The sequence below is a fragment of the Jannaschia donghaensis genome (assembly GCF_001403795.1).
GTDB lineage: Bacteria > Pseudomonadota > Alphaproteobacteria > Rhodobacterales > Rhodobacteraceae > Jannaschia > Jannaschia donghaensis.
The window spans coordinates 1628605-1647263 of record NZ_CXSU01000012.1; the positions used below are offsets into that span (position 1 = coordinate 1628605).

19 protein-coding genes are annotated in these 18659 nt (G+C 64.5%); 10 read left to right on the forward strand and 9 right to left on the reverse strand.

Features of this window, described 5'->3' with window-relative positions; translation table 11 throughout:
* Positions 1-11: 11 nt before the first annotated feature.
* Together JDO7802_RS17240 and JDO7802_RS17245 are read right to left on the reverse strand one after the other, a co-directional pair.
* Positions 12-1877: a methyl-accepting chemotaxis protein gene (locus JDO7802_RS17240; RefSeq protein WP_055087136.1), complete on the reverse strand. Its 1866-nt coding sequence runs from the start codon at positions 1875-1877 to the stop codon at positions 12-14.
* On the reverse strand, positions 1877-2647 hold the full coding sequence (locus JDO7802_RS17245; protein ID WP_055087137.1) for a substrate-binding periplasmic protein: 771 nt from the start codon (positions 2645-2647) through the stop codon (positions 1877-1879). Before JDO7802_RS17245 ends, JDO7802_RS17240 begins: the two co-directional genes overlap by 1 nt.
* Before the next feature lie 723 nt (positions 2648-3370).
* On the opposite strand from JDO7802_RS17245, the gene JDO7802_RS17800 reads away from it, so the two are divergent.
* The 3 genes from JDO7802_RS17800 (at position 3371) to JDO7802_RS17255 (ending at position 4574) form a co-directional block, all read left to right on the forward strand.
* A complete protein-coding gene (locus tag JDO7802_RS17800) occupies positions 3371-3550 on the forward strand; it encodes a winged helix-turn-helix domain-containing protein (protein ID WP_083481218.1) in 180 nt (59 codons plus the stop codon).
* A 33-nt stretch (positions 3551-3583) separates the two neighbouring features.
* Positions 3584-4111, forward strand: coding sequence for a hypothetical protein (locus JDO7802_RS17250; protein ID WP_055087138.1), 528 nt, complete (start codon positions 3584-3586; stop codon positions 4109-4111).
* A 175-nt stretch (positions 4112-4286) separates the two neighbouring features.
* A complete protein-coding gene (locus tag JDO7802_RS17255) occupies positions 4287-4574 on the forward strand; it encodes a hypothetical protein (protein ID WP_144430672.1) in 288 nt (95 codons plus the stop codon).
* Positions 4575-4700: 126 nt separating this feature from the next.
* Here JDO7802_RS17255 and JDO7802_RS18365 read toward each other — a convergent pair whose 3' ends face one another.
* Positions 4701-4853: a hypothetical protein gene (locus tag JDO7802_RS18365; RefSeq protein WP_187298174.1), complete on the reverse strand. Its 153-nt coding sequence runs from the start codon at positions 4851-4853 to the stop codon at positions 4701-4703.
* A gap of 310 nt (positions 4854-5163) precedes the next feature.
* Between JDO7802_RS18365 and JDO7802_RS17260 the strand changes: the two genes are divergently transcribed.
* Entirely contained in the window at positions 5164-5352 is a 189-nt protein-coding gene (locus tag JDO7802_RS17260) for a hypothetical protein (protein ID WP_055087140.1), read from the forward strand.
* A gap of 1058 nt (positions 5353-6410) precedes the next feature.
* Here JDO7802_RS17260 and JDO7802_RS17265 read toward each other — a convergent pair.
* Positions 6411-6857: a MarR family winged helix-turn-helix transcriptional regulator gene (locus JDO7802_RS17265; protein WP_055087141.1), complete on the reverse strand. Its 447-nt coding sequence runs from the start codon at positions 6855-6857 to the stop codon at positions 6411-6413.
* Positions 6858-6929: 72 nt separating this feature from the next.
* Here JDO7802_RS17265 and hmgA point away from each other — a divergent pair, with 72 nt between their 5' ends.
* The 6 genes from hmgA (at position 6930) to JDO7802_RS17295 (ending at position 13237) form a co-directional block, all read left to right on the forward strand.
* Entirely contained in the window at positions 6930-8282 is a 1353-nt protein-coding gene (hmgA, locus tag JDO7802_RS17270; RefSeq protein ID WP_055087142.1) for a homogentisate 1,2-dioxygenase, read from the forward strand.
* Positions 8283-8481: 199 nt separating this feature from the next.
* Positions 8482-9717 carry a fumarylacetoacetase gene (gene fahA, locus JDO7802_RS17275; protein ID WP_055087143.1) on the forward strand — a complete coding sequence of 412 codons (1236 nt, stop codon included), beginning with the start codon at positions 8482-8484 and terminating at the stop codon, positions 9715-9717.
* Between the two features lie 10 nt (positions 9718-9727).
* Complete coding sequence (locus JDO7802_RS17280; RefSeq protein ID WP_055087144.1) at positions 9728-10678, forward strand: MBL fold metallo-hydrolase; 951 nt, start codon at positions 9728-9730, stop codon at positions 10676-10678.
* A gap of 43 nt (positions 10679-10721) precedes the next feature.
* The gene (locus JDO7802_RS17285; protein ID WP_055087145.1) at positions 10722-12335 is read left to right on the forward strand and encodes an FAD-dependent oxidoreductase; all 1614 of its coding nucleotides are present in this window, start codon (positions 10722-10724) and stop codon (positions 12333-12335) included.
* Complete coding sequence (locus JDO7802_RS17290) at positions 12332-12544, forward strand: DUF2783 domain-containing protein (protein WP_055087146.1); 213 nt, start codon at positions 12332-12334, stop codon at positions 12542-12544. Before JDO7802_RS17285 ends, JDO7802_RS17290 begins: the two co-directional genes overlap by 4 nt.
* 168 nt (positions 12545-12712) lie before the next feature.
* Positions 12713-13237 (forward strand): DUF6653 family protein, encoded by a 525-nt coding sequence (locus tag JDO7802_RS17295; protein WP_055087147.1) that lies wholly within the window; start codon positions 12713-12715, stop codon positions 13235-13237.
* Between the two features lie 262 nt (positions 13238-13499).
* Here the strand turns inward: JDO7802_RS17295 and JDO7802_RS17300 are convergent, their stop codons facing one another.
* The 5 genes from JDO7802_RS17300 to JDO7802_RS17315 all read right to left on the reverse strand — a co-directional run.
* Positions 13500-15032 carry a di-heme oxidoreductase family protein gene (locus tag JDO7802_RS17300; protein ID WP_055087148.1) on the reverse strand — a complete coding sequence of 511 codons (1533 nt, stop codon included), beginning with the start codon at positions 15030-15032 and terminating at the stop codon, positions 13500-13502.
* A gap of 128 nt (positions 15033-15160) precedes the next feature.
* Positions 15161-16429, reverse strand: coding sequence for an imelysin family protein (locus JDO7802_RS17305; protein WP_055087149.1), 1269 nt, complete (start codon positions 16427-16429; stop codon positions 15161-15163).
* A gap of 12 nt (positions 16430-16441) precedes the next feature.
* Positions 16442-16948, reverse strand: a complete 507-nt coding sequence (locus tag JDO7802_RS17310; RefSeq protein ID WP_055087150.1) for a hypothetical protein — start codon at positions 16946-16948, stop codon at positions 16442-16444.
* Complete coding sequence (gene hemP / locus JDO7802_RS17805; RefSeq protein WP_083481273.1) at positions 16945-17097, reverse strand: hemin uptake protein HemP; 153 nt, start codon at positions 17095-17097, stop codon at positions 16945-16947. Before hemP ends, JDO7802_RS17310 begins: the two co-directional genes overlap by 4 nt.
* 553 nt (positions 17098-17650) lie before the next feature.
* A partial coding sequence (locus JDO7802_RS17315; protein ID WP_055087151.1) for an ester cyclase occupies positions 17651-18659 on the reverse strand: 1009 nt, incomplete at its 5' end.

Genomic DNA, 18659 nt, shown 5'->3' on the forward strand with positions numbered 1-18659 from the left:
TCGGTGTTCGGTTATCCGGCCCGCCTGGCGTGTCGTGTTGACGGCTCCAGAAGCGCGACGTCTGCGGGGCCCGGCACCGCCGAGGGCTCCGCACGACCAGAATTGTTCTGCGGCAGTTCGAAGCGTTCGACCGCGCGTCCGACGCAACCGACCGTGTGGCGCAGCCCGGCCACTGTCCCGCGCAAGGCCGATGCCGTTTCGGCATTCTGGGCGATCGCGGCGTCGAGATCACGGGCGGACGCCTGAAGCGTCGACGCCGCTTCGGCGTCGAGACGTCCAGCCGCTTCAATCTCGGCGACGACGTCTCCGACATCATCGATGCTTCGGTCCACACCTCCAAGCGCGTCGTCCGCCGCCAAGGCCGCGTTGACGGCATCACCGACGGCGTCCTGACATTGGTGGATCAGGCTGCGCACTTCGGCTGCGGAGGCCGCGGATTGCTGGGCGAGTTGTCGGACTTCGGCTGCAATGACTGCGAAACCCCGTCCCATGTCGCCGGCATGGGACGCTTCGACCGCTGCATTGAGCGCGAGAAGGTTTGTCTGACGAGCCACGCCGTCACTGGTCTGCGCGATTTGCACGATGGCCCGAGCGACGTCGTCGATACGTGCCATCGCATCGGTGCTCTCGCGCATCCGGTCGCGCATCGAGGACAACGCCTTGCGAACGGACGCCATCTCCGCCTCGGCGCTTTGCGTCATGGCGGCGGTTTCGGAGACGCGATCCGCAATCGAGCTAAGGGCCGCGGCGCTCAGCTCAGCCTTCGTGGCGTCGGTCTCTGCGCGCGATGCGAGCGCTTCGGCTTCGGACCGGACCCGGTCGCTCATCTCGTCCAGATTAGCGGTCGATGCGGTAATCTGCCTGACCGTCACGGCGAGCTGTGCGATTGCCGCGTTTACCGCCAGCCGGAGCGGCTCATATTCCTCCGGAAATGGGGCTTCGATCCTTGCATCGAGTTGTCCTTTCGACAAGGCGCCCAGCGCGACGGTCAGGGTTGAAGACACTTGAACCAGAACCGCGGTCCAATCCTCACGCTCCTGTTCCAGCGACCTTGCTCGCAGCACCTCCTTGCGTTGTCGATCCGCTTCGTCCTGGGCGGCCTGCGCTTCGACGGCAGACAGATTTGCGCGATTTTCTAGCGCCTCTGCCGCGCGTGCGGCGGCCGCAGTACGCGCGGCCGCTTCTTCGCGCTGCAGCCGGTCTCGCTCCACCAGCGTATTCCCGAACGACGACAGACCGCGGGCCAGATCGCCGACCGTGTCGCCCCTGTTTTGATGCGGGATCGGATCGTCGACCTGCCCCAGGCTCGGAAGCCGTCCAGACAATTCCATAAGGGGGCGGGCAATCGATCGCGCGACCGCCACGATGGCAACAGCGAAAGCTGCGAAGATAGCCACCGCAAGGCCGCCAGACCTAATCCGATGACCTAGGACCGCGGCGCGCGACTGTTCGCGGCTGACGACAAGTTCGAACGTGCCCAGACGCTCGCCGTCTTCCCAAATGAGGGGGTATGAGGTGACCTGCATCGTTGGATCAGGTCGTTCCTCATTACCGATGCTTGCGAAAACACCGCCGTTGGCGTCCAGAACCCGCGCGGAAACAAACCCTTCGAGACTGGACAGCCCGTCGAGAACTTCCTCTGCCGCAGGCTCAAACAGGTCCCACAGAGCCTGGGCCAATGGGGGCCGCGCGACATCTTCGGCGAACCGCAGGCGATGCTGAAATTCCGCTTCGACGCGGGTCTCGAAGCTGAATACGGACATGGCGGTGACCAGCCCGACGAGGATAGCGAGCAGCGTGAGGAGAGGTGCCAGAAGTCGCGTCTGGAAAGACGCCGATTGCCACCAAGATGCAACGCCGTCTCGGGTCACCGACATCACTCCGCCCAGTCTGCGACGCCGTAGCGTGACAGGATCTCGGCCAGCCGCCCGCTTTTTCGCAGCGTCGCTACCCCGTCCTCAAGGTGTTCGAGATAAGTCGCGGAGGCCGGATTCGCGGGCGAAAAACCGATGTAGATCGCGTCAGCATCGGACATGCGCACGATCGTCAACTCATCTTCCAGACCGTTTTGCAGAAGATTGTAGGCCAGCACCGCCTCCGCATCGGCGACCATGTCGATGCGGCGAGCGCGCAGCTTGCGAAGGTTGGTGTCCAATGGCTGATCACCGCCTGCGGATTGGACAACAGTTCGATCGCCCGCATTCGCCTCGATGTAGGCGGCGATCGGGCCGTAATACTCGTATCCATCGATGATCCCGATGCGCCACCCGTCGTAGGTAGATGGGGTTTCGGAATCGATGGTTTCGCCGATCCGAAGAGCGACCGCTTCGGAGTAGGAGCCGATGGGGATACCATAGAGCAAGTCAGGTGCCTCTTCGGGCAGCGCCCCCACCGCACCGGCGATCACCCCGGTCCGGGCCATCTCCAAGGCACGCGCCCATGGCGCATTTTCATAGACGACGGTGTGACCGTGCATCGCCAGCGCCTCGCGGGCAATCTCGATCATGAAACCGGGGGAGTCCGATCCGGGTTCGCAATTGTACGGACAATAGGGATCGGCCCGCAGAACGACTTGATCGGCGGCAACCGGAACCGCATGGAACGCGATGGCGAGGGCGACAACGGTAGCGGCGCGGGTCGGAAGCATGGCGATTCTCGCAGATGGAAGAGACGCAACCGGGCTAGCCCTAAGGCGTTAAGAAACGGTGCAACTCGGATCGGCCAATCGATAAACACTTTGCGTATGTCATCGGGACAGACCCTACCCTGGTCCAGTTCCGGATCGGTAGCTTTGGACAAGACTGCTCCTCCGCGCACAGCCCGTCTTTCCGATCATCGAGGAATTGCCTGTGCCTCGATCTGCCCCCTGATCCACGTCGTTCTGCAACAAATTCAATGCCTTCCGATCAGGCGTGATCCGGCGCGAGCCTGCTTTTGCGAACCGGGCTGCCGGAGCAGAGTGACCATTTTCGCCCGTTTCATCACCCACTGCCCGAATTGCCGGGGATGGCCCTGCCACGAACCGCAGGATGAAACCTTCGGACGTACTGGCCAGCCGGGCCCGACAACGCCAAAATCGAAGAGGTCAGAGCCGCATGACCGTTCTCTTCATCGAGGGCTGCTAGATCCTGCGTGACCGCCTTGCCCAAGCCCTGTTGGGCGAAGACTACGTGTCAGAGGTTCCGGCGGGTGGCGAGGACGGGCTGTGGCGCGCCGGAGAAAGTGGCCACGACGTCGTGATCTTCGATCTTGCGCTGCCCAAAGCTGGGCGGTCTCGACGCCCTTGCCGAGCTTCGCCGAAACGGCGTCGACACGCCAGTTCCGTTGCCAGCGGCGCGCGATACGGTCGACGACAGGGTGACGGGTCTGCGTGTCGCGGCAGGAATACGCCTTGCTGGACTTTCTCGTCCTCAAGGCCGGAACCGTCGTCGGCCGGGCCGAGAACGAGGCGACGATTTACGATGCCCACGTGGAGCTGACCAGCAACGTCGTAGATGCGGCAATCTTGATCCTGCGCATGGTGATCAACCCGCCGGACGAGGACTCATAGGTTGCGGATGCCGTAACATCCATGAGCCGGCACATGAGCGCTTCGGTTGCGGTTGCCGTTCTCGGGGTCACGGTGCTGTTCTGCGGATTTGCCTATCCGGTCGTGCAGCACATGCTGATCGAGGATTTCGACCGTACCGTCCTGGACCAATTTCACGCGGCGGCGAATACGGTCGAGGTATGGGGGCACGGCGATATCTACTTGGAATTCAACCCTTCCGTGATGACCGGGTTCGCGGTCGGGCGGGGATCGCGGTTTTACCGTGCGGAGCGGTCCCGGCAATGCCTTGATCGAACACTCCATCGGCCTCGATGTCCCGGACCGCACGCCCCCGTCCTGCCCGGAACGACCGCGTCCGGGTCGACCTTCGCCGCAGGCCTGGCACCGAACGGTGCTGAGGCAGTCGTCGTCGCGCAAGTCGTGTCGACCAGCTGGGGCAGGGATCCGCTGGAGACCGACATCAAAACGCCACTCGATGTCCGCGAGACGCAGATCAATCTCATCGTCGCGGTCGACCGACCCCGCCGCAGCAACGGCTGCGCGTTCTGGCACTGTCGATAGCGCTGATCGCGGCGGCATCGGCCATCGCCGCGGCGGATGCCGTCTTTGCGGCGACTCAGGGCGGGTTGCGCCCGCTCAGCGATCTGGCCCACCGCGCCGCCTAGATCCAAAAGCTCACCTAAAACCGGCCCTTTGCCGTCGATGGCCCCTGGAGTTGCGCCCCATTGCCGAGCGTTTGAACGATCTGCTGACCCGCCTGGCCGATGCCTTCTCGGTAGGGCGACGCCTCAGCGTCGATGCCGCGCGCAAACTGCGCACGCGCGCCGATCTTGGTGTCCTACGATGCGATCGGCGGCGCTTTCCGTCTGAAGATCACCACCCCGCGCCGGACCTTGATCCGGACGACATGGACAGATTGTTCGACCCGTTCCAGCGCAAGGATGACGTCCGCACCGACCATGGCCTGCCGCCCTTGGCCTGGCACTCAACCGGGGGTTCGCCCCGATCCTCGGCCCTGGGCTGACTGCAACACGTCACGCGTCGGATCTGGTCGATATCGCGCTGGAAACCGACTGGGCGTAGGATGCCGATATCGTCGAGCATCCTTGCGTCGGGGTCGAAGAACCGTCGCAACCCGAACCGAGGATTCTCAGTGACCTTTCCCTATCTTTAACAGTTTCAGAATGCCGACGCGTCTCTCTCGGACGCCGGTTTTTTGGGCGCGGTCGTCGACCCCGACCATCGCGCCCTGACGACCGAACAGATCGCCGATCTGCAGACGGCGCAGGACAAGCTTCTTCAAGCCTATACGACCATCGGCAGGGCCGCGAGTTACCTTAACTATTGGCACTACAGCTGGGCCACCTCCCCGCCGGACTACGTCCTAGACGAGAACAGCAATTGGGAGGGCAATCTCCGGGTCGAGTTCTGGAACACCGACTGGCACGTCATCATCTACGATACGCTCGCGGCGGGCTACGACGGCGACGGCGCGCTGAGCGGGGCGGCGGATAGCGATTTCCTTGCCGGGGTCGGCGGGGGACTACGTTTTGGACGGCGGGCGCGGCGCGGATGGGCTCTCCGGCGATGCCGTCGGCTATTAATTCGTCTTCGTGATCTTTGCCCGCTGGGAAGTGATTGGCGGTTTCGATGTCGCGTCGGTTGTGCTGAGGATTCAGGCCCTCGACCTATTCGACGCGATCGAGACGGACCACGCCCTCGTGCTGAACTTCGAAGGAAACACGCAAGTCGAATTGACCGGCCAGGCCCTAAACGACCTCCCTTCAGTGCAGATCGACTAGGTCTGACAGCGGGCCAGCCAACGATCGGCCCCCGCTATTGCGATCGGCCCAAGCGACGATCGACGACGGTTCCAGCACCTGCGATCCGCCCCCTGCCGATCCGCAGGCGGCAGGTCATGCCATTCCGGGGTCTGCGTTCCACCCAGCAGGGAAGCCTTCGGGCGTATCGGGCATCAACACCGATACCTCTTGGCGGGACGTCAAACTATCCGGCAACCGACACCTTTTGAATCGAGAACATGGCCGGCGATCACGGCATCATTCACCGCCGACGGGATGTCCCGATTATAGGCGTCGACCATAACTCGGCCCTTATCCAATCCCAGGTCACATGCTGTCTTGGCACTGTTCACGCGCCCTGACGCCGTCCTCCTTTCAGACATGGCACGAGCCTCCTGAGCATCAATGCCAACAGTGGGGTCAGATCGAAAGGCGATCCGACCAATCATGAGCCCGGCCTGCTCCCGGCAGGATCATTCCGACCGGCACCGGTATTTGAACATCTGGACGGTCCCAAGCAGTATCGCAGTTCTGAACACCGAACGGACTTCAAATAGCTGCACGCTGGCAAAGCTTCGTTTCATATGCGCTTAGCACTGCATCTGAATCGATAGGTCGAGCGTCAGGCGGGTCAGCGGCTGGCCATAGCGTCTGAGGGCGGTACCCGGCGACGCGCTAGAGGTCGACGCGCCCGCGCCGAACGATCACCGGCAGAGCAAAGCGGCGACAACCGTGGGGCACCATGCCGCGCCGGATAGAACCGGGTGCCCCACCCCCGCGACGCCTCTGGCGCGCGTGGGGAAACGACGTAACCTGGCCGTCGAAACGAACCTGCCCCCGCCGATCGCCGCCCGGATGACCGCACAGTGATGGATACCTATTGGGATGGAAAGCCGCGGTTGGACACGGACAACCGCACGAGATCGATCCGGACCGATCTGCGCGACGCCGAAGCCAGAAACGTCCAAGGCAGTCTTCCACTGCCATGTTCACGACGCCGAATTGGCCGATCAAACTCCGCCGTCTTCGAAGACTGGCCCGCGCGGGACCTTCGCGCCCTAGTCGCCGGCATCCATCGCCGCCATCCGGAGCAGAACGCGCCGCAGCGTCGCCGCCTCCTCCTTGGTGAACTGCGCCATTAGCTGCGCGTTGTAGCGTTCGGCGGCCGCCGACAGATCGTCGAAGACCGCCGCTCCGGCGCGGGTCAGGGTCAGCAGGGTATGGCGACGATCCGCTTCGACCGTCCGGCGGGTTACGAAACGCCGCGCCTCCAACGCGGTCACGGCACGGCTGGTCTTGGTCTTGTGGATGCCAGCGCGGTCGCAGATCGCCTTCGCGGTCAGCGGGCCGTACCGCCCCAAATGAAACAGAACCCGCCATTCCGTCCGCAGCATTCCATAGCGGCTTTTGTAGTGGGCCTGGAAATCGAGGCTCGTCGTCTCGGCCGCGCGGTTCAACAGATAAGGAGTAAAGTCACGTAAGTGGAAGGGGACGGGTTGGGTCATAAATTCAGACTACCGTTGATGGTTACAAAAACAACCAATAGCGTCGAGGGAGGACCAGACCGGAGCGTGACCATGAATGAGATGACCGGGCCAAACGCCCTGACGCAGGCCCCCGGGGGGACCGGTCCGCACGCGGGCTATATGCCCGGCTTCGGCAACGATTTCGAGACGGAGGCCCTGCCCGGTGCCCTGCCCCAAGGCAGGAACTCCCCGCAGAAATGCGCCTACGGTCTCTACGGCGAACAGCTGTCGGGCACCGCCTTTACCGATGTGCGCCCTGAGCGGACCTGGTGTTATCGCATCCGCCCTTCGGTCAAGCATTCGCACCGCTATGTGCCCGTCGACCTGCCCTACTGGAAATCCGCGCCCAATGTGGTGCCGGGCGTCACCTCTCTGGGCCAGTACCGCTGGGATCCGTTGCCCCACGGCGATGGCCTGACCTGGCTGACGGGGATGCATACGATGACGACCGCCGGCGATGTAAACACGCAGGTGGGCATGGCGACCCATGTGTATCTGGTGACCGACAGCATGATCGACGCCTATTTCTACTCTGCCGATTCCGAGATGCTGGTGGTGCCTCAGGACGGCCGTTTGCGGTTCTGTACCGAACTGGGCGTGATCGACGTGGAACCGCAGGAGATCGCGATCCTACCGCGCGGCCTGGTGTACCGCGTGGAGGTGTTGGAGGGACCGTGCCGAGGCTTCGTGTGCGAAAACTACGGCGCGAAATTCGATCTTCCGGCCCGTGGACCCATCGGCGCCAACTGCATGGCCAACCCGCGCGACTTCAAGGCACCCGTCGCCGCCTTCGAGGATCGGGAGGTGCCATCGACCGTCACGATCAAATGGTGCGGTCAGTTCCACGTTACCGACATCGGCCAAAGCCCCCTGGACGTGGTCGCCTGGCACGGAAATTACGCGCCCTACAAATACGACCTGCGGACCTATTGCCCGGTCGGTGCGATCCTGTTCGATCATCCCGATCCGTCGATCTTCACCGTCCTGACGGCACCTTCCGCGCATCCGGGCACCGCCAACATCGATTTCGTTCTGTTCCGCGACCGCTGGATGGTGGCGGAGGACACGTTCCGCCCGCCCTGGTATCACAAGAACATCATGTCAGAGCTGATGGGCAATATCTTCGGCCAGTACGACGCCAAGCCTCAGGGGTTCGTTCCGGGCGGCGTGTCGCTGCACAACATGATGCTGCCCCACGGCCCCGACAAGACCGCGTTCGAAGGGGCATCGAACGCCGACCTCGGCCCCGAAAAGCTGGCCGATACGATGTCGTTCATGTTCGAGACGCGCTTTCCGCAGCACCTGACGGAATTCGCGGGCAAAGAGGCGCCGTTGCAGGACGACTACATCGACTGCTGGACGTCGCTGGAAAAGAAATTCGACGGCACACCGGGTCGCAAATGATGCAGCGGGGCCGCCAGCGTTCGATCGCTTCTTGCCGGGGGGCTGCCGGTTTTGACCCGCTGGGATCGTCGGTTGCCGCAGCGCTGATGTCCGCCGTGAACGCCTCCCCCGACTTGGGCGTCTTGCGCCGGATATCGCGATCCCGTGGTGCCCGTTTTGCCATCCCAGCGCCGGCACGCACCAACGCAAGGGGCGCGCGATGACCCGGCTTAAACGCTCCTGGGTGGACAGCGCGAATGCCGCAGAAACCCCCTTCCCGCTGAACAATCTGCCCTGCGGCGTGTTCTCGACCGCAGACACCGCGCCCCGCTGCGGCGTGGCCATCGGCGACATGATCCTAGACGTGGGCGCGGCCGATCTGGGCCTGCACGGCGACCTGTTTGCGCATCCATCCTGGAACGCGGTCATGGGCGCGGGCACCGACACTTGGGTCGCGCTTCGCGCTGCGCTGACCGGCTTGCTGGCCGATGGCGCGACGCCGCGGCCCGATTTGTTGACCCGACAGGCGGATGCGACGCTGCACATGCCCTTCGTGGTGGCCGAATTCACCGATTTCTACGCCGGTCGCCACCACGCCACCAACGTTGGTACCATGTTTCGCGGGGCCGAAAACGCGCTTCCGCCGAACTGGCTGTCGATCCCGATCGGTTACAACGGCCGCGCGTCTACCGTAGTGGTCAGCGGCACCGATATCATTCGTCCCCACGGTCAGACCAAGGCTCCCGACGCGGATCTGCCGTCCTTCGACCCGTCCAGACGGCTCGATATCGAGCTGGAGATCGGCGCGGTCATCGGCGGCTCCAACCCGGTGGGCCAGCCGGTCACCGTGGCCCAGGCCGACGCGATGATCTTCGGTTATGTCCTGCTGAACGATTGGTCGGCGCGCGACATCCAGGCTTGGGAATACCAGCCCCTTGGCCCGTTCCAGGCCAAGGCCTTCGCCACATCCATCAGCCCCTGGATCGTGACCCGCGCCGCGTTGGAGCCGTTCCGCACACCCACCCCTGGGCGCGAGCGGGAGTTGTTGCCGCATCTGCACGAACCGGGGCCGATGCTTTATGATATCGACCTGTCGATCACGATGGCCCCCCCGGGCGGTGCGCCCACGACGGTCGCACGCACCAACTACGCGCGCATGTACTATTCCTCGGCGCAGCAATTAGCGCACCACGCGTCGTCCGGGTGCGCGATGCGGACGGGCGACTTGCTGGGGTCGGGCACGATTTCCGGTCCCGACAGGGACGAATGTGGCAGCCTGCTGGAGCTTAGCTGGGGCGGGACGGAACCGTTCATGCTGGACACCGGAGAGACCCGCACCTTCATCGAGGACGGCGACACCCTGACCCTGCACGGCCACGCGCAGGGCGACGGCTACCGCGTCGGCTTCGGGACCTGCACCGGCACCGTGCGGCCCGCCACGACACACCCCGAATAAGGAGCCGACGATGGCCAAATCCTTCGCGTCGCAAGGCGACCTGACCGAAAAGAAGATCACCTTCGACGAGGTGGGTCCGGACCTTTGGGCGTTCACCGCCGAGGGCGACCCCAATTCCGGCGTCATCATCGGGGACGACAGCGTCATGGTGGTCGAGGCGCAGGCGACCCCGCGCCTGGCCGAAAAGGTGATCGAGCGGGTGCGATCGGTCACCGACAAACCCATCAGCCATGTCGTGTTGACCCATTACCACGCGGTCCGCGTGCTGGGTGCCTCGGCCTACGGTGCGGATCAGATCATCATGTCCGACGCCGCGCGCGGCATGGTGGCCGAACGGGGGCAGGAAGATTGGGACAGCGAGTTCCAGCGCTTCCCCCGCCTGTTCGAAGGATACGAGAGCATCCCCGGCCTGACGTGGCCGACCACAACCTTCACCGACCGCATGACTGTCTATCTGGGCAAACGGCGCGTCGACATCATGCATCTGGGTCGCGCCCATACGGCGGGCGACGCCGTGGTGCATGTGCCCGACGGGGGCGTCATGTTCACCGGCGACATCGTCGAAGACCATTCTGCCTGCTACTGCGGCGACGGGTATTTCGGCGACTGGGGCACGACGCTGGACGCCATTGCGGCCTATGACGTGGACGCCATCGCCCCAGGACGGGGCGGCGCGCTGATCGGGCGGGACGCCGTGACCCGCGCCATCGCCAGCACCCGCGACTTCGTGGACAGCACCTATGCGCCCGCCGCACGCGTGGCGGCGCGGGGGGGATCGCTGAAGGAGGCGTGGGACGCGGTGCGCGCGGAATGCGATCCGAAGTTCCGCGACTACGCCATCTACGAGCATTGCCTGCCCTTCAATGTCGCCCGCGCCTACGACGAAGCCCGCGGCATCGCCCACCCCCGCATCTGGACCGCCGCGCGCGATCTGGAAATGTGGGACGCTCTGCAGGGGTAGGCACCGCGCCGGTCCCCGCCGATTGATCCGAGAGGAAGCCCCGATGGTCGCCGTCAGATACCAGACTGCCTTCCGGCTTTATCCCTACCAGAAGGTCCCCGCGCAGGAGGCCGCCGCGCCCCTGCGCCACCCCGTCGTCATCGTCGGCGGCGGGCCCGTCGGCATGGCGCTGGCGCTCGATCTGGGCAATCGCGGAACGCCGTGCCTGGTGCTGGACGACCATGACGGGGTGGGATTGGGCAGCCGCGCAATCTGTTTCGCCAAGCGCACGCTGGAGATTTGCGACCGTCTGGGCTGCGGTGAACGCATGGTGGACAAGGGCGTCGTCTGGAACGTCGGCCGGGTCTATCGCGATGACCGGGAAATCTATGCCTTCGATCTGCTGCCCGAGACGGGGCACAAGCGGCCGGCCTTCATCAACCTGCAACAACCTTATTTCGAGCAATTCCTGGTCGAAGAAATCCGACGCAAACAGGCGGTGGGTGCCCCCGTCGAAATCCGGGGCCGCAACGCGGTGACGGGATTGGAGCAACACGCCGATCACGTCGCCGTATCCGTCGACACACCCGACGGTCCCTATCGGTTGGAGGCGGACTATCTGGTGGCCTGCGACGGGGCGAATTCCCCGATCCGCACGATGATGGGCCTCGACTTCGGCGGGCGCGTCTTTGAAGACAATTTCCTGATCGCCGATATCCGCATGGACGCAGATCATCCGGTAGAGCGTCGTTTTTGGTTCGATCCACCGTTCAACCGCGGCGAGACGGCCCTGATGCACAAGCAGCCCGACGACGTCTGGCGGCTGGATTTTCAACTGGGCTGGGACATCGACCGCAAGGCCGAGATGGCGACGGACAAGGTGTGCGCTCGCGTTGCCGCCACGATCGGGGCGGACGTTCCGTTCGATCTGGTCTGGTCCTCGATCTATACCTTCCGCTGCTGCACGATGGACCGCTACCGCCACGGTCGCGTGTTCTTTGCCGGCGACAGCGCCCATCAGGTGTCGCCCTTCGGCGCGCGGGGGGCCAACGGCGGCGTGCAGGACGCCGACAATCTGGGATGGAAGCTGTCGGCGGTGCTGTCCGGCGCGGCATCGGAGTCCCTGCTCGACAGCTATCACGACGAACGCAAGCAGGCGGCGATGGAGAACATCGCCAATTCAAGCCGGGCGGCCGATTTCCTGACCCCCCGCACGCCTGCCCATGCCTTGTTCCGCGATGCGGTGCTGGACTTGGTGGAGCGTTATGACTTCGCCCGACCGATGGTCAATTCGGGTCGCCTGTCGACGCCCTGCACCTATGATGGATCCGCCCTCAACATACCCGACGGTCTGCCGAACGGCCCCTCACGGTCGCGTCCCGGCAGCCCGGCGTCCGATGTATCGTTGGGCGACAGTCATCTGCTGGAACGGTTCGGATCGGATTTCACCCTCCTGGCGATCGGGGGTCCGGCCGCGCCGGTCGACGGCTGCAAATTGGTGGCGTTGAGTCCGGCAGATGACGAAAGCGGCGCGTTGGCCGACCGATATCTGGGGGATGCCGGGGCCGCGGTCTATCTGATCCGGCCCGACCACCACATTGCCGCGCGCTGGCCCGCCTTCGATGCAAAGACCGTCACCACGGCCATTCGGGCGGCCCTTGGGGGAGGCGGGGCATGACCGACCTGATCCTGTCCGTGAACCTGGCCCGATCCGACGATGTCTATGCGCGGTTGCTTGCCGCCCATGACGGCCTGGACGAGGCGGAAAGTCAGGCCCTGAACGCGCGTCTGATCCTGATTTTGATGAATCATATCGGGGATGCCGACGTGTTGATGCAAGCCATCGACGCCGCCGGGCCCGATCCGGTGGACGCCGAATTGGCCTGAACCGGCTTGGTCGTGGCGTCGGCTTGCCCAGATTATACGACCTCCTTCGCAAGACAAAATAAGGCTGCACCTCGACCCTGGATCAATGCGCCTGCGTCGATGTGGCGACCGGAACCTCCGCGTCGGACCGTTCTGGACACGCGACTGCTCTCGGCGTTCAATCGACGGATGGTGCCGTTCGATATCTTCAATATCTCTGAAAGACTGATGTCCATGAACCGGGCGACATGGGCCAGGCATGCCAACCCGTGGAGCGTATATAGCCGGATCGTCGGAGGCAGCTTCGTCTTCGCAGCGCTATGGAGCCCGTTCTGGATCGGATATTGGGGCATCCCGGCGATCCTGTTGGCGGCGCTGTGGGTGCGGCTCAATCCCCGCATGTTTCCGGCACCGACGCATACCGATGGATGGGCCACCCAAGCCGTCCTGGGGGAGCGGGCCTTCCTGAACCGCGCCCAGGTCCCAATCCCCCGCCATCACGCGGTAGCGGCTTACGTCACGTCCGCACTGGCCGGACTTTTCCTGTTGATCGTCGTCGCAGCTTTCCTCACGCGCGATTTCTGGCTTGCCCTTACTGCATGGCACGCGGCGACAATTGCCAAGCTCTGGTTTTGTGATCGGATGACATGGCTCTGGGCGGATATGAAAACGGCCACCGCGAAGTATCGGGCTTGGACCTCCGCCGAGTGGTGACGGCCAGCGGGGTTCGGATCGCAGACCCGTAAGGTTATCGTAACGCGACGCCTTGCTCACAGGGGTCTTCGAGCGCCTTGTGCGTTTGATCGCACCAATCCGTACCGTATCCATTCGCAGCACATCCCCAGGCGCCCGCAGCGACGTGCGCGAGGCGGCGAAGGGCCCGCAACGACCATTCGGCGTGGGCCATGCGCCCTGACAAACCGATCCCAGCCTAAAAAATGATCATCAATGGCAACGGCGACCGTTTTGAGAGACCTCAGAGCGACTCCAGAAACGCGATGAGGGCGGCCCGATCAGCCGGCGGGAAGGACGCGAAAGCGTCGCGAGACGCTTGTCCTTCGCCGCCGTGCCACAGGATCGCCTCGGTCAGGGACCGGGCACGGCCATCGTGCAGGAACTGCCGATGTCCCGAGACCTGCTGCGTCAATCCGATGCCCCAGAGCGGCGGCGTGCGCCATTCGGCCCCGGTCGCCTGCCCAGCCCGCAAGTCATCGGCCAGCCCTGCCCCCATGTCATGCAGCAGCAGATCCGAATAGGGCCAGATCAACTGGAAACTGTGTTCGGGCCGGTCGGCCAGACGGTGGGTGACGAACTTCGGCGTGTGACAGGCGCTGCACCGCGCCGCGTGGAACAGCGCCTTGCCGCGCAGGACCGACGGGTCGTTCACCGTCGCGCGACGGGGCACCCCGAGATTGCGACTGTAGAATGTGACGAGGTCCAGCATTTCGCCCGAAACTTCGGTCCCGCCCTGCTGCACGTCGTTACCGTCGAACGCGGTCCGGCAAATGGTCTGAGGATCGGTGCAGTCGCCGGCGGCGTCGGGGCGCAGGGGGGAGGAGATACCGATGTCCGTATTGAACGCGTCCGCCGCCTGCTGTCGCAAAGTCGGCGTCGTGGCGCGCACGCCGAAACGGCCCAGCATGGCGATATCGTGTTCCGGCGACCAGATGATGTGAGCCCGGCCCGAAATTCCATCGCCATCTGCGTCATCGGGGTCGGCCCCCGCGATGATATCCGCCGCCGGGATCGCCTCGATCAGGCCCAGCCCGATCATCTGCGGCGCGACACGGGGGCTGATCGCGGTGCCGTGGGCCAGGTCGCCGTAGGCGAGATCGGTCAACGTCCATTCCGGGCGACGCAACGTGACACCCTCACCGCCGGGAAGGGTGATCTTTTCGCCGTCCTGCCAGTCGACGGCCACTCGTCCCTCGGCTGCGACGCCCGCGATCGACGCATCCGAGAATTGATGACCATAGACCGGGTCCGGGCCGGACCGGAGATAGCGGGCAAGCTCCTCATCCGGCACGACAGGCCGGCCTAGACGCACCACCAGTGAAAGCGCCCCGTTGTCCGCATCGAGCGGAGCATGACCGCGCCCGTCCTTGACGTGGCAATCCTGACAGGACCGCGCATTGAACATCGGTCCCAACCCGTCCGATGCGATGGTCGAGGCGGGCGCAGTGACCCAAGGCCGATCGAACAAACCGTTGCCGACGGCGAAATCCCCCTGCTGCCTGAAGTCCAGATTCTGTTGCGGCAGGCTGAACGCCTCGGCATCGTTTCGACGACGGACGGTGCCCGCGCCGCCCTGGTTCGCCTCGAACCGCTCCGGCGTCTCGAAGGTGGTGGGGGCCGCGCGGATCTTCGCGACGCGCGCGGCTTCGACCGGCGTGCGCGGAAGGATGGTCAGGTGCGGCTCGCCGGTCCCCTGTGCAGTCGCGACACCGCCGATGGCCACCAAGGCAAGGGTCAGGACGATCGCGCAAAGAGATCCAATCACCTCATACATCCTCCGACCGGGTAGGTCACGGATCGGAGCCGACGCCGCGCGACAATTCGGCGAAGCCGCAAGCACACCGCGGGGGGATGGATCCGGTCCGCGCAGCGCCGCATCAGCAACCGGTCGAAAGTGCCGGGTCATTCAAATACGGCGTCGGGGTCGTCCAGGCTGTCGGACCCTTCGATGGCCACCTCGGCCACGCCCAGGGCGGCGGCGGCGCGCTCGATCTGGCGCGTCTGCGCGACAAGGCCGTCGATCGCCGCCTGGACCAAAGCGCCGCCCGCGTCGTTCGCAGGATCGAGCATCATGTCGTACTTCAGCCCGCCCTCGGCCGCGACTTTCAGGTTCGTCATGTCGATCTGCGTCCGGTCGAGTGCGGCACCCAGCGAGTCCGCCACCGACGGGTCGGCAGCCGCGACGAGGTCGCGCAGCGATGCGCCCGACGTCACCGCGCCGTCGATGCCGACGTAGGCCCCGTTGTAGACGTTGCGGATACCCAGCGCGTCATAGAAATGGTCGTTGTGCGTATTGTCCGAAAAGCACGAATGCTCTTCCTCCGGATCATTGAGGAGCAGGCCCAACTGCATCCTCTCGCCCGCCTGTTCGCCGTAGGACAGGCTGCCCATTCCCGTCAGGATGCGTTGCACGCCGTCATCGTCCGCCATGACCGAGGCCCGCGCGTCGCCGCCGTCGACCCAGGCCGCGGCCATGAACTCCAGATCGCCGACAAGCAGATCGGTCGCCGCCTTCAGATAGGCCGCGCGCCGGTCGCAGTTGCCGTTCGTGCAGGCGTCGTCGGCAGCATAATCCGTCCAGGGCCGCTGCCCGGCGCTCGCATCGTAAGCGCCGATGTCCTGACCCCAAAGCAGGAACTCGATCGCGTGATAGCCGGTGGCGACATTGGCCTCCGCGCCCCCCGCCTCGTGGATCGTGTCGCGCAGCAGGGCGGGCGTGATCTCGGTCGCATCGATCTTGCCGCCAGAAAGGGTGAAGATCGGATTGGCGATGACGTTCAGACCGGCGGCGGGATTTTCGGTATAGCTCTCCACGGGCGCGGAGCCTTCGGCACTGACGTAGTCGATCAGACCTTCGTCCAACGGCCAGGCGTTCACCTTGCCCTCCCAGTCATCGACGATCGGGTTGCCGAAGCGATAAACCTCCGTCTGCTGATAGGGGACGCGCGCGGACAGCCACGCGGCCTTGGCGGTCTCCAACCCCTCGGCGGTCGGGACGGCGATGAAATCGTCGACTGCGCTTTGCAACATCTGCGCCGTCGTCAGACTGTCGCCATAGGCCGCCGCCGCGATATCGGCATAGGTGGCCAGGACGAAGGCATGATCGTCCGCCAGGACGGGCGTGGCAAGACAGGCGCAGCAGGCGGTCGTCGTAAGCAGTTTCATCGTCATTTCTCTCTCGTGTCAGTGAAGTCTATCGGGCGTTTTCGCCGGTCCGCGCCGCCGACGCCGGGTGCGCAGGTCGATGCGCATCACCGCAAGTCCGGCGCGTTGGGCGATATGGGTCGCCGGCAGCAGACGCTCTGCGGGCACCAGCAGCGACAAGATCAGCATCGCGTCCTCCCGCTCTGCGCGCGCGGCGAGTGTCAGGATCTGCGCGACGATTGCCTCGTCCGCGCCGACGCAGCGACAGGTCAGATCGTGGCGCATCAGGGGGCGGCGCACGCCGTGCGACAGGACGTCCATCATCTCTTCCCACGCGGTCAGCGCGGCGGTGCCGGCTTGTCCGTCGAGCGCCGTCTCGAAGGCGTGTGCGACGCGCGCGCGGCCTTCGTCGCCGTCGAACCAATCGCGGAACAACATGACGCTCAGCGCCTGAAACCCGTCGAGCGTGCGCAGATCCGCGACGGGCGCACCCCCGCGGGTCAGGCGATAGGGGTCAGGGGGAAGGACGGGATCGTGCCAGGTCATTTGGTCAGGATCAGCTTGCCCGCGCGCGTCAGGCGCAGGACATAGACTTGGTCCCCAAGGGCAATCCGGGCGGTCGTGCCGCCATTCAGCAGCTCTTCAGCCCGGTAGACAGGCTCATTGTTCCGAAGGGTCGACGCAGGGTCGGACATGTTCAAAGCCCCGCCTGCGCGTGGCCGTCGAGCCGCGCTTCGCATATGATTACGATTGGGACCAAACGGGCGTACGACGGACCCACCGTTTCAGTCAGCGAGAGTGCCGCAATATCAATTTCTGCCGATCTCATCCTACCCTCCAGGCGATGCCCCGAACCTTCGTTCAAGGACTGCGGTCCGGGCTGACCGGGCGATGAGTCGCGGCGGCTGGCTAGGTTTCCATCAAATCCTGACAAAAAATGTCGGATATGACAAGGGCGGTTTTTGGGGGGCTCTCGAAGGCCGTGTTGCGGCGCGTTCGGTCAGGCATTTCCTGCTGCCAACATGGATCGTCTGCACCCCTGCGCCCGACCCTGTCCAATGCCCCGCCGTAAAAGCGATATGCCTATGCGCGGGACCGCACGGATCAGCCTTCGCCCTGTCGGCAAAACCCGACCGCAGCAAAGGGCGGACCTGCCGATGACCCGGACCGGCGGCACTTCGCCGAGACCGTGCCGCAGGCCCACAAGTCCGACCGACCTGTTGCAAAGACCGCCCCGAGGGTCGCGCGTTACCGCACCTGTTCGAGCAGTGTGAGGCGGTCGGGCATCTGCCAGGATTCGACGATGGACCCACCCTCCAGGCGGTGCACGGCGATGGCGCTGAATTCGACCTGCCGCCCCGTGGCAGGATAGCCGAACACCTCCCCCGTGTGGGTGCCCGTCAGGGTTCCGATCACGGTGACGACATCGTCGGCGAAATGAAGACTGTCGATGGCGAACTGAATATCCGGGATGCCCGCGACATAGGTGTCGATTTCCATCAGATAGCTTTCGACATCGCGGGACGTGCGCGACGGCGATTCCCCGTGCACGAACCATCGCTCCCCCAGAAGGCCTTCGAACAGGTCGTCGTCGCGCGCGTTCAGCGCCGAGTAGTACCGCTCGACCATATCGAAGGCCCGCTCCTCGTCGAGCAGGGGCGAGGCCAGCGCATCTGCGAAATGGCCCACGTCGGGGGCGGCGGATTTCAGGCGCAGGTACCCCAGCACCAGATTGTCGCGTTTTGGGTCCAGAACCAGAATCTCGCCCTCGAACACGCGAAACTGCGTCAATTCTTCGATGTTGGTGTAATGCGACACGATCAGCAGCGGGCCGTCACGCTCCGGATCGCCCTGCCACGCCGAAATCCGGTCGCGAAGCGGCGTTACATCGGGCGATCCCTGCAGCGACAGAAGCAGGTTCAGGTCGGGCGTCGTTTCCACCGGCATTGCGGCCGGAATGGATGGATCGACCTCGGCCATGCCCTGCAACAGGCTTTCCAGCGTCTGCTGGTTTCGGCACCATTCGCTGACGACGATCCGCGCGGGCACGATGTCGTTGGAGGCCAGCAGCGCGCCCATATCCACCATGTTTGCGCGACCTTCCGGCGACATAATCCGCTGGTTGGCGCAATCGGTGGGCGCGACGTTCGGCTCATCGAGTTTGGACCAATCCGTCGGCCCGTGGCGCATCAGATAGACCAGGTCGTTGCGCGTGAAGATGTCGACCAACTGCTGATACGGCTCGAACCGAAGGGCG